The sequence below is a fragment of the Salisaeta longa DSM 21114 genome, from assembly GCF_000419585.1.
In the GTDB taxonomy this organism is placed as follows: Bacteria; Bacteroidota; Rhodothermia; order Rhodothermales; family Salinibacteraceae; genus Salisaeta; species Salisaeta longa.
The window spans coordinates 2,395,001-2,407,456 of sequence record NZ_ATTH01000001.1; the positions used below are offsets into that span (position 1 = coordinate 2,395,001).

A 12,456-nucleotide genomic window follows, 5' to 3' on the forward strand; every position below is an offset into this window, starting at 1 on the left:
CGCGTCATCACGAAACGGGGTGACATCGAGCGGGGCCGCCTGCACGTCGGCCCCCGTAATGTCGCGGATGTGTGCGGCTACGGCCTCGGCGAGCGGAATCCCGCTCCTGGCGATGCCAAAAATCACCAGCGTGCGCGCACCCTCGTTCCGCTCAATGATTTCGTAGGCCAGCCGCCGCAGCGTGCGCTGCACTTGTTCAGACGATAAGATGAGCGTGCGCGTCATGTCAACCATCGGGCGTACGGAATCAGATGGACTATTTTAGGCTGTGTTTAAAACACCTCGCGGACTGCGCCCGGTTGGAGAGCCGCTGCTGCTGTGTTGTTCTGCATCGCGGTAGACCCGCTACCCCTGCTTCGAACGCCGTGCAGCTCCGGCTTCCCCCTCGGGCGCGCGCTCACGCTTATTTTTCAAACACAGCCTAGGCTTCGGCGGCCGGGGCCTCCTCGGTGCGGTTGGGGCAATTCTCGCGCTGGCACCGCCCGTACATATTCAGCGAGTGGTGCTTGATATCAAAGTCGTAGATCTCGGCCACCATCTCCTGCACGCTCTGCAGGCGCGGATCGCAGAACTCAAACAGCTCATTGCAATCCATGCAAATCAGGTGGTCGTGCTGCCAGTAGCTGTAGGCCCGCTCGTAGCGCGCCTGGTTCTTGCCAAACTGATGGCGCACGACGAGGTCGCACTCCATCAAAAGCTCCAGCGTGTTGTACACGGTGGCCCGGCTCACGCGTGTGCCGTCCTGCTTCAGGCGCACAAAGAGCTCGTCGGCGTCTACATGATCATCGGTGCTGTAGATGGCCTCCAGTACGGCAAAGCGCTCGGGCGTCTGCCGCTTGTTGCGCTTCTTCAGGAAGGCCTTAAAGATAGTGCGGACTTCGTCTAGGCGTTGCTGCTGTGGGAGCGTCGACATGCCGGGGCGACCTGATTGGAATCCATCGTGGAGGCAGCGGGCGCTGCATGCGCGGATGCGGTGCGGCCTGCTGTCACTTCAGCAAACCCGGGCGCTCAACGGGCAGTTCCGCCGCACGATTGCCTCCCGACATCTGCCCCACCCGGCGCCCGCGCGCCCTTGAAGCGCTACAGCGGAATGTTGCCGTGCTTCTTCTTCGGCGGATTCACCACCTTGTTTTCGAGCATATCGTAGCCCCGAATCAGGCGCGCCCGCGTCTCGCTCGGCTTAATCACATCGTCTACGTACCCGTACTCGGCGGCCACGTACGGATGCGCGAACTTCTCGCGGTACTCCTCGACAAACGCGTCTTTCGCCGCTTCGGGGTCGTCGGCCGCGGCCAGCTGCTTCCGGTAGATGATTTCCACCGCGCCCTTGGGCCCCATCACGGCAATCTCGGCGGTGGGCCAGGCAAAGTTGAGGTCGCCGCCAATGTGCTTCGAGTTCATCACGTCGTAGGCGCCGCCGTATGCCTTGCGCGTAATGACGGTGCACTTGGGCACGGTGGCCTCGCACAGGGCATAGAGCAGCTTTGCGCCGTGCTTGATGATGCCGTTCCACTCTTGATCGGTGCCCGGCAGGAAGCCCGGCACGTCTTCCAGCACCAGCAGCGGGACGTTAAACGCGTCGCAGAAGCGCACGAAGCGCGCGCCCTTCAGCGAGGCGTCGATGTTGAGCACGCCCGCCAGCACCGCCGGCTGATTGGCCACGATGCCCACCGGACGCCCGCCCAGCCGGGTAAAGCCGGTGATCAGGTTCTCGGCGTAGTCGGGCATAATCTCAAAGAAGTCGCCGTCATCGGCCAGCGCCGTAATCACGCCGTGCATGTCGTACGGCTTGTTGGGCTCCGGCGGCACCAGCGTGTTCAGCGTCTCCGGATCGGTGGTGTGCTGCACCTCGGCACGCGGCACGCGGGGCGGGTCTTCCTCGCAGTTCAGCGGCAGATAGCTCATGAGCTCGCGGATGCGCAGCAGGCAGTCGACGTCGTTGCTGCACGTGACATGGCTGACGCCGCTTTTGCTTGCGTGCGTGCGCGCACCGCCCAGCTCGTCGCTCGTCACCTCTTCCTGGGTGACGGTCTTCACCACGTTGGGCCCCGTCACAAACATATAGCTGCTGCCCTCCACCATAAAGGTGAAGTCGGTGATGGCGGGGCTGTACACCGCGCCGCCGGCGCACGGGCCCATGATGGCCGAAATTTGCGGAATGACGCCGGAGGCATCCGTGTTGAGCTTGAAGATGTCGGCATAGCCGCCCAGGGATACCACGCCCTCCTGGATGCGCGCGCCCCCCGAGTCGTTCAGCCCAATGACCGGCGCGCCGTTTTGCAGCGCCTTCTCCATCACGTTCACGATTTTGTCGGCATGCGCCCGGCCCAGCGAGCCGCCAAACACCGTAAAGTCCTGACTGAAGACGTACACGAGGCGCCCGTCGATGGTGCCGTAGCCGGTGACCACGCCATCGCCGTAGGGCCGCTTGTCCTCCAGCCCAAAGTCGGTGGACTGATGCCGCACGAACGTGCCAAGCTCCTCAAACGAACCGTCGTCGAGTAAAATGTCGATGCGCTCGCGGGCGGTGAGCTTATCCTTGTCGTGTTGCCGTTGGATGCGCGCCTCGCCCCCGCTTTTGGCAGCGGCAGCGCGGCGGCGGTCGAGGTCTTGCAGACGATCATCGGACATAAGCGCGGGGGCGGTCGGCGAAAAGCGGTAGCGAAGCATCGGCGGATGCGCTTCCAAAAGTAGGGGAACGCGCCGCGCCCTTCAATGAAGATCCCGTAGAGCCGCGCACGCGTCCGAGCGCGCACCAATCATATTTTGCAGCTCAAATCAGCGGTGCACAGTTGCCCGTCGCTCCAACGGATCGAGCAGCTGTGCCTCAAGCGAGTCCGCATACACGCGGCAGATGGTGCGGGGGCGCCCTTCGTTCTGGCGCACCAGTTGTAGAAAGTCATCGTCCCGCTCCGGCATGACGCAAGGGAAGCCATTCGTTCCAGGATCAGCGGCGTCGGCGCATCTTCTATTTTTAGGAGAGCAAGCCCACGATCTTCATCAACGAATCGGGGGCGACTCAGAAAGTCCGCTTCGGCTCTTCAACCTACTATCCTGACTAACGGATTTGCCCCGGAACAGCAAATTTTCCCGATATCCGTAATACACATGGCACCGCTCGATACACCTTTCTTCCACAGGCATGGTGAGGGGCTACTTCAGTTTCCAAGCGGCGTTTTCATCCACCATCAACTTTGGATACCCGGCGGACTCGCGACCGACTTCGATAAGTCCGCACTCTTCGACCGTCTCATTCGCTCACGTGTCTACAAACATCAGCGGTTGGGCCACTCGTTCGAGGACTCGCATGGCCCGTTTGCCGTCGCCAAGATTCGCCCCGACCACTACGAGGCGCTTACTGCCGAGGCTGTGCAGCAGGTTCTCCACACGCGGCTGGTCCCAACTTCAGCGGAGGAATTGTCGCGCTACCGCGATCCGTGGCCCAGCGTCGAGGCGCTGCACCGTCGGCTATCAGCACCCCTGAACTACATCGATGCCGAACGGCTGCACTGGTACCGGTTGGCCATCGATCTGGACGATGAGCAGCACTGGTCAAAGGCGTACTAGCAGGCACCCATTCTGGATCACTTTGAGGAATGGGTGGGCGTCGACCCCGAGGCGGCGATGGTCCACATGCTGCAGGTGATTCGGGATTAACAGCTGACGACTACCTCGGAATAGGAAATTGGGAGCCACGCGCCGTTACCCCTAGCATTGAACAGCGGGTATCGCAATGCCAATGAAAACGGTGGGCAGTATGCAGAGTTATCTGATTGCAAAGTGGACAGCGGGCATCGTACTTCTACTGCTCTTGCTTGTGGGCTGTACATCAGGGGAGACCGAGGTCACGATAGAAAACCGGGGCGATGTGCCACTTCACTCGGTCGTGCTGCACGTGACGGGCAACAAATACGTGTTGGGCGACTTGCACCCCAGCGCATCACGAACAGTAGATGTGACCGTAACCGGAGCGTCAGACATTGCCCTGACTCATGCAGGGGGCCATCGGCTCGTTATCGAAGCCTATCTTGAGCCTGGATACGGTGGATTCGTCCGGGCAGCCGTAACACCTGATACTGTGGTGAGCGTCGTTTAGGAGACCCACGTTGGCTTATAAAACGGCGCAGCCACTTCGAGCTTGTACAATTGGACGGATAGCAACGCGCCAAGCTGTGCTAGAGAGCGCTAACACAAACCCGCAGGCGGGTTTGTCGACGAGGTGGTGGCCAACCTGAAAGTGCACGAATCTATTTCATCCGGCGCAGCGCCCCCTGCTGTATTCGCTTGCGCTTCTACTCGTACCGCGCTTCAACGGCATCGGTGAAGCTGACGGCCGCGTCGCTGTAGATGTTGACCTTGTGCTTCCGGAAGACCTCCTGCGCGATAAACTGTGAGGCTTCGCTCCACGTCTCGATCGTGCGCAACCGCCGCAGCACGCGCTCATACGCGTCGATGTTGCCGCTAAACAACTGGCGCACATACATCGCCCGGTTGGCCTCGGCATTGGCCCCCAGCACGTCTTCCTCCAGCACGCTCACCGGCTCGCCGGTATCCGCTGGGGCGCTGGGCGCGGGCGCCGACGGTTCTGCTGGCTCTGCTGCCGACGCGCGCTGCGAGGCGTCAGCATCAGGCGTGCGCGGCGCGTCGGGCGCGTCTGTATCGGCGGCGGGCGCAGCGGCTTGGTCCGCAGGGGCCTCCGGGGAGGACTCGTCGGCGGCCAGGCGGCGGGCGGCTTTCTGGTTTTTCTCGGACTGAAACCGGGCCCACAGCGGCGTCTTCTCCTCTTCGGCCGCGCTGGAGGCGTCGGCGGGCTCCGTACGCGCCTTGGCGTTTTCGTCGTCGCTGCTTTGAAATCGTTTCCACAACGGCGCGGGCTCGTCGTCAGCGGAGGCGCCGGCGCGCGTGTCGTCCGTACCGGCGCTGTCGGGCGCGGAGGCGTCGGCGGAAGGTGCGCCGGGAGCGGCATCGGCGGCAGACGCTTCGTCGTCTTCATACGACGGCCACTCGGTACCGGGCGGCGGCCAGGGGCTCGGTTCCTCGTCGGCTGCTGTGTCGTCGGCTGCCGTGTCGTCGGCTGTTGCCGGTTCGTCGACCGCCGGGGCGTCTGGTGCGGCGTCGCCTTCGGACGTATCGCTCGCTTCAGGAGCGTCACTCGTTTCGGAGGGGGCGGCTGCCGGTTCGCTGGGCGCGGGCGGCGCGTCGTCGTCCTCGGCAGAGGTCTCGTCCGCGGGCGCTGACCCTGTGGAGGCGTCGTCGGCTGCGTCGTCGGCCGCAGCGCGGCGAAAGATGGAGCCGCTCGGGGCGTCGTCGGTGCGCTGCACCTCGTTCACAAACCAGTCGGGCGGCGCGGCGCTCGTTGCGGCCTCGCTGGGGGCCAGGTGCTCCATCAGCGCGTCGGGGGTGAGCGCCTGGGCGTCGTCGGCGGGCAGGGCCTGGGCGCACGCCTCCGCCTCACGTGCTTCAAAAAATTGCCGGAGCACCCCCGCACGCAGCGCGCGCGTCCCCGTGGCGTAGGCGGCCAAATCAAACAGCGGGCGCAACAGCTTCTGCCACGCGGCGGCCGCGTAATCGCTGGTGTACTGGGCGTCTACGTACGCAATGAACGTCGTCAGCTTTTGGGCCGTCAGCGTGTCCAGCCCGCGCTTTTCGATGTAGCCGCTCAGGGCCCGCGCCAGGTAGCCGTAGGGCTGAAAGAAGTCGAGGTGGCGCTCGACGCGGGCGGTGGGCACGGCGCCATCCACATCGGCGTAGGTAAACGCGGCCAGCGTCTGCGCCGGGTCCACCAGGTACTGCACCACGTAGCGCGCGGCCTGCGTGCAGGCATCGGCCCAGGCGTCGGCCGGAATTTGTGGATGGGCCTGCACCGCGTTCCAGAACTGCTGGGCGGCGTCCTGGAGCGCCGGCGCGTCGTAGTTGACCCACCCCGAGGTGGCGGCTTCCAGCCGGTCGGCTTCGCGGATGCTTTGGTGCCGCGCCAGCGCCTTCAAGAAGTGTTCTACCGGCGGCGGCACGCGGCCCGCCCAGTCTTCGGGCCGGTAGGCTTGGGTGGCAGGCAACGACTGATGCAACTGCGCCGTGAGCGCAGCAATGAGCGTATCGGTTGGCATAAGCACAGGGGAACGGGCCCAACAGGCGCGGATGAGCGGATGCGCACGACCACTGCCCGGCCGCTGACCGGTGCAGGGGCTGTATGATACGCACCACGTGCGCCTTTTTCCATTCTTCAACCCGTCAGGTGTTGCCACCGCCCCCAAAGCGGCACGCGGGCCCCTGGCACGGCGCTACGACAGCACGCCGTGCGCCTCGGCCACATCGGTGAAGGCGTCGAGCGCGCGGTCGAGGTGGGCGCGCGTGTGGGCAGCCGACATCTGTACGCGGATGCGGGCTTCGCCTTTGGGCACCACCGGGTAGCTAAAGCTGATCACGTAGATGCCGCGGTCGAGCAGGTCATCGGCCATCTGCGCCGACACCTTGGCATCGTACAGCATGATCGGGATGATGGGATGGTTGCCGGGCTTGAGGTCGAAGCCGCGCGCCTCCAACGTATTGCGGAAATAGGTCGCATTGTCCCAGAGCTGCGCGCGCCGCTGATCGCTCGATTGCAGCAGCCGCAGCACCTGCAGGCTTGCGTTCGCAATCATGGGCGCTACGGCATTGGAGAACAGGTACGGGCGCGACTTCTGCCGCAGCAGGTCGATGATTTCTTGCGGGCCGGTCGCAAAGCCGCCGGTGGCGCCGCCCAGCGCCTTGCCCAAGGTGGAGGTGATAACGTCCACGCGGTCCAGCACGCCCTTGGCCTCGCTCGCGCCGCGCCCGCCATCTCCCATAAAGCCCGTGGCGTGGCACTCATCCACCATCACCAGCGCGTCGTACTGCTCGGCCAGGTCGCAGATTTCGTCGAGCTTGGCCACGTCGCCGTCCATCGAGAAGACGCCGTCGGTGGCAATCACCCGTACGCGGGCATCCTGCGCATCTTGCAGCTGCTCCTCCAGGCTTGCCATGTCGGAGTGATCGTACACGTAACGGTCGGCCTTGCACAACCGCACGCCGTCGATGATGGAAGCGTGGTTGAGGCGGTCGCTGATGATGGCATCCTCGCGGCCCAAAATCGACTCAAAGAAGCCGGTGTTGGCATCGAAGGCCGAGTTGTAGAGAATCGTGTCGTCTTTTTCGTGGAAGGCCGACAGCTCATCCTCCAGCTGCTTGTGCACCGTTTGGGTGCCGCAGATAAAGCGCACGCTGGCCACGCCAAAGCCAAATTCGTCGACGCCGTCTTTGGCGGCCTGCATCACCTCGGCATTGTTGGCGAGCCCCAGGTAGTTGTTCGCGCAAAAGTTAATGACATGATCGCCCGAGGCCACCTCAATGTCGGCATCTTGCTGCGAGGTAATCACCCGTTCCTCTTTGTAGGTGCCGGCCTCTTTGATGGCGTCGAGTTCGTCGCGGAAATGAGCCGTTGCGGTATCAGGCATAGCGTAGGGGCACGTAGAGCGTGAGAGGGTATGAGGCAGGGCGCGGCAGCGTCAGGCTTCGACGCGGTCGCGCAGGTGCGCCAGCATGTCGTCGGTCATGGCCGCCAGGTCGTACCGCGGCGCCCACCCCCAATCGGCACGGGCGGCGCTGTCGTCGATGGTGGCAGGCCAGTTGTCGGCAATGTGCTGGCGCTCGTCGGGGCGGTACGTCACGGAGAAGCCGTCAACCCGTTCCTGCAGGTGCGCGGCCAGCTCTTCCGCCGAGAAGCTGAAGGCCGTCAGGTTATAGCTGTCGCGCACCGAAAGGGCAGCGGCGGGGGCATCCATCAGGTCGAGCGTGGCGCGCAGGGCGTCGGGCATGTACATCATGGGAAGGCGCGTGCCGGCGGAGAGGAAGCACACGTACGGTTCGGAGCGGGCCGCGGCGCGGTACATGTCGATGGCATAATCGGTGGTGCCGCCGCCGGGCACCGTCTGGTAGCTGATGAGCCCCGGGTAGCGCAGGCTGCGCACGTCAACGCCATATCGCCGATGGTAGTACTGGCACAGCAGCTCGCCGCTGCGCTTGGTGACGCCGTACATGGTCGCCGGATCGAGCACGGTGCGCTGCGGCGTATCGGTGCGTGGCGTGGAGGGGCCAAAGACGGCAATGGAGCTCGGCCAAAACACCCGCAGCCCGCGCTCCTTTGCAAGGTCTAGCACGTGCTTCAGGCCCGTCATGTTTACGTCCCAGGCCCGGTTGGGGTGCTGCTCGCCCGTGGCCGAGAGCAAGCTCGCCAGGTGGTACACCACGTCGATGTCGTGCGTGGCCATGGTGTCTTCGAGCAGCGCGCGATCGCGCACGTCGCCCACCACCGACGGCGCGTCGACGCCGTTTTGGCGCGGCGCCTCCAGATCGAGCGCCACCACCGCCCGGTGGCCGTGCCGCGCCCGCAGCGCCGCCACAAGTTCACTTCCAATCTGACCGTTAGCTCCTGTGACGAGTATCCGAGGCATGCCGTGCGTGGCGCTGTGAGGGTGAGCATCCGCAAAGGCACACGGGCGGTGCGCTTCTCGGATTCATACGAACGGTGAAGTCCCACGTTCGGAACCGCTTCCATAAACGAAAACACATCGCAGCATGTCCACCCCCCTCGGTGAAAGCCCTGCAGAGCAGCGATGAAGATCAGGAAAGCACCCGCGCGCCGACCCGGCCCCACGCCATACGCAGGTTCTGTGAAATAAATACCGCCAGCCTATTTTTCGAAACACAAAATATTTTGCGGCTTTATGCGACTGTGACAAAAATAAATCAGGCAAGACGCACGTGCCACACCAGATTGACGAGATCGACGCGCAAATTCTTCGGCTGTTGCAGCGCGAGGGCCGCATGAACCGCAGCACCGTGGCCGAGCACGTGAACCTGTCGGTTTCGGCCGTCAGCGAGCGCATGCGCAAGCTCGAAGATCGGGGCGTTATTGCGAGCTATCATGCCGTGGTAGATGCCAAGCGGCTGCACCTCGACATCACCGGCTTTATTCGCGTGTCGGTGGATGGCTCGGAGCACTACCCGAACTTTATCGAGACCGTAAGCGGCATGGAAGAGGTGCTGGAGCTGCATTCCATTACCGGCGACGGCTCGCACGTCCTCAAAATTCGCACGCGCAACACCACCACCCTCGAGCGCCTGCTCTCTGACCTGCAGGCCTTGCCGGGGGTGAGCGGCACGTCCACCAGCATCGTCTTGAGCACCTTCAAGGAAACCCGCACCGTCCCCGTGACGCCGGGTGAACTCTACGAAGAGCGCTCGGCCTGATGTCCGCTGCTTCCTTCACTTTACGCCACCTTCTGCACTATGGCTACCGCTACAGACGTTCTGAACGCCATTGAGGCGAACGACGTCGACTTTCTTCGCTTGCAGTTTACCGACATTCTGGGCACCGTCAAGAACGTATCGATCCCGGCGCATCAGGCCGAGAAGGCGTTCGACGAGGGCATTTACTTCGACGGCTCGTCGATTGAGGGCTTTGTGCGCATTCAGGAATCGGACATGCGCCTGGAGCCCGACCCCGATACGTTTGCGCTGTTGCCCTGGCGCAGCCGCCGCGGCGACGACACCGTGTCGGCCCGGCTCATTTGCGACGTGATGAATACGACGACCGGCGCGCCGTTTGCCGGCGATCCGCGGTTTGTTTTGAAGCGCGCCATTGCGCGGGCTGAGGAGATGGGCTTCGAGATGAACGCGGGCCCCGAGCCGGAATTTTTCATCTTCGAGAAGGACGAGAAGGGCCGCGCCACGACCAAAACGCACGACGCCGGCGGCTACTTCGACCTTGGCCCCAAGGACCTGGCGCAAGAAATCCGGGCCGAGATTATCTACATGCTTGAGTCGATGGGCTTCGAGGTAGAGGCGAGTCACCATGAGGTGGCGGCCGGCCAGCACGAAATCGACTTCAAGTACGACGACGCCCTCACCACCGCCGATAACATCGCCACGTTTCGGGCGGTAGTGCGCGCCGTGGCGGAGCTGCATGGCGTCCACGCCACGTTTATGCCCAAGCCCATCGCTGGCATCAACGGCTCGGGGATGCACACGCACATCTCCCTGTTCTCCGACGGCGAGAATGCATTCCACGAAGACAGCGACGAGTTTGGCCTGAGCGACACGGCCTACGCCTTTTTGGGCGGCATCTTGGAGCACGCCCCGGCGCTCACCGCCATCTGCAACCCCACGGTTAACTCGTACAAGCGACTGGTGCCGGGCTACGAAGCGCCCATTTACGTGGCCTGGAGCGACGTCAACCGCTCGGCGCTTGTGCGTAAGCCCGCCGCGCGCGGCCCGGCCTCCTCGCGCATCGAGTTGCGCTCGCCCGATCCCTCCTGCAACCCGTACCTCGCCCTGGCCGTGATGCTGCATGCCGGCCTCGACGGTATCGAACGCGGACTGGAGGCCCCGGCACCCGTTCGCGAAAACATCTACGAGTTCACCGAAGCCGATCGCGTAGAGCGCGGCATCGAGACGCTGCCCAGCACGCTGGGCCAGGCCATCACCGCGCTCCAGGCCGACGACGTCGTCCTCGACGCCCTCGGTGCACACGTCAGCGAGAAGTTTATCCAGGCCAAAACGCAAGAATACACCGGCTACCTAGCGTCGGTCTCGCCGTGGGAGCTGGAGCGCTACCTGGAAACGTTCTAACACATTCGCCAAACAACTTCTGAGGTTTGCACACGCAAAGGGCCGTTCCGGACATGCCGGAGCGGCCCTTTGGTGCATCCTTGCGCACACGTATCCAGTACTTAGAACGCGTACCCAAGACTCAGTCCGGCCCATGGCAGAAAGCCAAATTGCGAGAAGGACGGCGTGAAGCCGATCCGAAACAGGAATCCGCCATCCATCGGCTGGTAGCGATAGCCAATGGTCGCCGTACCGGCAATAGCCGTACCCTCTTCGTCAAATCCGGCAAGGTCTCCGCTACCTCCGTCAATTGACACGAGGAAGATCTGCGGACCTAAGCCCAGCTCCAACCGATGACTGCCTGAGCCGAGCAGGTAGTTGCCCATCAGCGGGAAAGCGGTGAGGCTGACGCCGCTAGCACCGGCTGTCATCACGCCAAGGCGACCGCTTATTTTATCGGAAAAGCGCCGGTCATAGTTTACAGAGTACAGGAGGGAGTTACCAGCGACCTCGGTATAGATGGCGTTCTTGGCCGACTGGGCCTGGGCCGTTGGGGCCGCGCTGCTTCCCAACCCGCCGATGAGAAATAGAAACGCGATGAGCGTTTGAAAGAACGTCGTACGTGCTTGTGTCATGAGACTGCGTGGTGTGATTAGCGTTCAATGAACCCACTGCCGCGCGAGTGACTGCAAGACGTGCCCGGGACAGTGGGGGCCTACCGTCCGGCATAAGCGCCGGAGCGACTCGATACTCTTTTCGATGCTGATGGCGGACGCAGCCGCCCGGCTACCTTACGAGCCCGCAAGTGCTTTCTTGGTGGCTACGTCGATGGCGGCAACCGCTTTTTTTGTGGCTTCGCTGCACAGCCCCTGAATTTTTTCAGGCTCCATGCTAATGCCGCCTACGGTATTGAGGTGATTGTTGGAACGCGCCGTGCGGCTCATTTCCAGAATGGTCTCTCCGTTGCGGTTAATCATCTCCATGCGCACCGTTGCTTCCACATAGGCGCGATCGGGACTGATGGGCAAGAACCAGTACCAGAACGGATTGTCTTCGACCATCGCGTAGTTTGCTGATACAAACAGCAGTGCATCGACGCCTTCCGGAACGGCTGCAAACATCTTCTGCTGCCGATCGGCGAGCAGTGCATCTTGGCCCAGGTTGTACTTTTTGTAGTTCTTGGGCACCAGCAATCTGTTTACACGCTGCAGGCGCGCATCGCTGGAGGCGTCGTCGAGGAGCTGAAACTGCTGATAGCGCGTGCTGCCAATCACCTCATCTTCGGGCAAGAACCGCACGGGCAGGCGCTCTGCATACACGTTGTAGGTTTTCTCGTGCAGCAGATCGACCATGGGGCGCAGACCGAAGCTCTCGTCATCCAGCAAGCGTTGCATGAACGCACCCGCCCCGCTGCCCGACGCGAGCCCGCCACTTTCCTGCATGCCGGACATGTCGATGTACTGATCGACGGTGATGATGGGCACAGCGGCCTCCTCGGCCTGCTTTACTTTCGACGCGTCAAGAGACGACGCGGCCGACCCACACCCGCCGACGTATAGGGCGACGGCGAGCATGGCGACGACACGCCATGAGATGCGGGGCCAAGAGATGCGAGATGGTGTGGATTGCTGTGTGTACATGACTTGAGAAGAATGCTGTGCGAGATTGATCGAGTTGTGACGCGACGGTTAGGTTGCGGGCCTGAAGCAGCAATATCAAGCCCTGAGAGCGCCTGCACCCCGATTTGTCGGACGCGGCACAGGGTTTGTCGCAACGCGCACACCGGGGCCCGCTCCAATCGTTTGGGAATTGGCGCGTCCCGGCAACGCC

At 63.0% G+C, this 12,456-nt stretch carries 12 protein-coding genes (1 of these 12 running past the window's edge); 3 read left to right on the forward strand and 9 right to left on the reverse strand.

Features of this window, described 5'->3' with window-relative positions; translation table 11 throughout:
- From pyrR to SALLO_RS18465, 4 genes are all read right to left on the reverse strand, one after another.
- On the reverse strand, positions 1 to 225 hold the 5' end (the start) of the coding sequence (pyrR, locus tag SALLO_RS0109990; RefSeq protein WP_028567126.1) for a bifunctional pyr operon transcriptional regulator/uracil phosphoribosyltransferase PyrR. The gene continues 291 nt to the left of window position 1, outside the view; the window shows 225 of its 516 coding nt (coding positions 1-225); its start codon is at positions 223 to 225; the stop codon falls past the left edge of the window.
- A gap of 196 nt (positions 226 to 421) precedes the next feature.
- Complete coding sequence (locus tag SALLO_RS0109995) at positions 422 to 913, reverse strand: Fur family transcriptional regulator (protein ID WP_022836164.1); 492 nt, start codon at positions 911 to 913, stop codon at positions 422 to 424.
- Positions 914 to 1,080: 167 nt separating this feature from the next.
- The gene (locus tag SALLO_RS0110000; RefSeq protein ID WP_028567127.1) at positions 1,081 to 2,631 is read right to left on the reverse strand and encodes an acyl-CoA carboxylase subunit beta; all 1,551 of its coding nucleotides are present in this window, start codon (positions 2,629 to 2,631) and stop codon (positions 1,081 to 1,083) included.
- 147 nt (positions 2,632 to 2,778) lie between these two features.
- Positions 2,779 to 2,919: a hypothetical protein gene (locus SALLO_RS18465; RefSeq protein ID WP_022836166.1), complete on the reverse strand. Its 141-nt coding sequence runs from the start codon at positions 2,917 to 2,919 to the stop codon at positions 2,779 to 2,781.
- Between the two features lie 363 nt (positions 2,920 to 3,282).
- On the opposite strand from SALLO_RS18465, the gene SALLO_RS0110010 reads away from it, so the two are divergent.
- A complete protein-coding gene (locus SALLO_RS0110010; RefSeq protein ID WP_022836167.1) occupies positions 3,283 to 3,567 on the forward strand; it encodes a hypothetical protein in 285 nt (94 codons plus the stop codon).
- A 725-nt stretch (positions 3,568 to 4,292) separates the two neighbouring features.
- Here the strand turns inward: SALLO_RS0110010 and SALLO_RS0110020 are convergent.
- From SALLO_RS0110020 to SALLO_RS0110030, 3 genes are all read right to left on the reverse strand, one after another.
- Positions 4,293 to 6,107: a hypothetical protein gene (locus SALLO_RS0110020; RefSeq protein WP_022836169.1), complete on the reverse strand. Its 1,815-nt coding sequence runs from the start codon at positions 6,105 to 6,107 to the stop codon at positions 4,293 to 4,295.
- Positions 6,108 to 6,281: 174 nt separating this feature from the next.
- Positions 6,282 to 7,472, reverse strand: a complete 1,191-nt coding sequence (kbl, locus tag SALLO_RS0110025; protein ID WP_022836170.1) for a glycine C-acetyltransferase — start codon at positions 7,470 to 7,472, stop codon at positions 6,282 to 6,284.
- Positions 7,473 to 7,523: 51 nt separating this feature from the next.
- The gene (locus SALLO_RS0110030; protein WP_022836171.1) at positions 7,524 to 8,468 is read right to left on the reverse strand and encodes an NAD-dependent epimerase/dehydratase family protein; all 945 of its coding nucleotides are present in this window, start codon (positions 8,466 to 8,468) and stop codon (positions 7,524 to 7,526) included.
- Between the two features lie 310 nt (positions 8,469 to 8,778).
- Between SALLO_RS0110030 and SALLO_RS0110035 the strand changes: the two genes are divergently transcribed.
- Both SALLO_RS0110035 and glnA read left to right on the forward strand, forming a co-directional pair.
- Positions 8,779 to 9,267: an Lrp/AsnC family transcriptional regulator gene (locus tag SALLO_RS0110035; protein ID WP_022836172.1), complete on the forward strand. Its 489-nt coding sequence runs from the start codon at positions 8,779 to 8,781 to the stop codon at positions 9,265 to 9,267.
- Between the two features lie 39 nt (positions 9,268 to 9,306).
- A complete protein-coding gene (glnA, locus tag SALLO_RS0110040) occupies positions 9,307 to 10,647 on the forward strand; it encodes a type I glutamate--ammonia ligase (protein WP_022836173.1) in 1,341 nt (446 codons plus the stop codon).
- Between the two features lie 101 nt (positions 10,648 to 10,748).
- On the opposite strand, the gene SALLO_RS0110045 is transcribed toward glnA, so the two are convergent.
- Both SALLO_RS0110045 and SALLO_RS0110050 read right to left on the reverse strand, forming a co-directional pair.
- Positions 10,749 to 11,261: a hypothetical protein gene (locus SALLO_RS0110045; RefSeq protein ID WP_022836174.1), complete on the reverse strand. Its 513-nt coding sequence runs from the start codon at positions 11,259 to 11,261 to the stop codon at positions 10,749 to 10,751.
- Positions 11,262 to 11,417: 156 nt separating this feature from the next.
- Complete coding sequence (locus tag SALLO_RS0110050) at positions 11,418 to 12,200, reverse strand: hypothetical protein (protein ID WP_022836175.1); 783 nt, start codon at positions 12,198 to 12,200, stop codon at positions 11,418 to 11,420.
- Between the last annotated feature and the right edge of the window lie 256 nt (positions 12,201 to 12,456).

Excerpts from the sequence above, each read along its gene's own strand:
- SALLO_RS0109995 (WP_022836164.1), bottom strand. The coding sequence starts at position 913 with ATGTCGACGCTCCCACAGCAGCAACGCCTAGACGAAGTCCGCACTATC.
- SALLO_RS0110000 (WP_028567127.1), bottom strand. The coding sequence starts at position 2,631 with ATGTCCGATGATCGTCTGCAAGACCTCGACCGCCGCCGCGCTGCCGCT.
- SALLO_RS18465 (WP_022836166.1), bottom strand. The coding sequence starts at position 2,919 with ATGCCGGAGCGGGACGATGACTTTCTACAACTGGTGCGCCAGAACGAA.
- SALLO_RS0110020 (WP_022836169.1), bottom strand. The coding sequence starts at position 6,107 with ATGCCAACCGATACGCTCATTGCTGCGCTCACGGCGCAGTTGCATCAG.
- kbl (WP_022836170.1), bottom strand. The coding sequence starts at position 7,472 with ATGCCTGATACCGCAACGGCTCATTTCCGCGACGAACTCGACGCCATC.
- SALLO_RS0110030 (WP_022836171.1), bottom strand. The coding sequence starts at position 8,468 with ATGCCTCGGATACTCGTCACAGGAGCTAACGGTCAGATTGGAAGTGAA.
- glnA (WP_022836173.1), top strand. The coding sequence starts at position 9,307 with ATGGCTACCGCTACAGACGTTCTGAACGCCATTGAGGCGAACGACGTC.
- SALLO_RS0110045 (WP_022836174.1), bottom strand. The coding sequence starts at position 11,261 with ATGACACAAGCACGTACGACGTTCTTTCAAACGCTCATCGCGTTTCTA.
- SALLO_RS0110050 (WP_022836175.1), bottom strand. The coding sequence starts at position 12,200 with ATGCTCGCCGTCGCCCTATACGTCGGCGGGTGTGGGTCGGCCGCGTCG.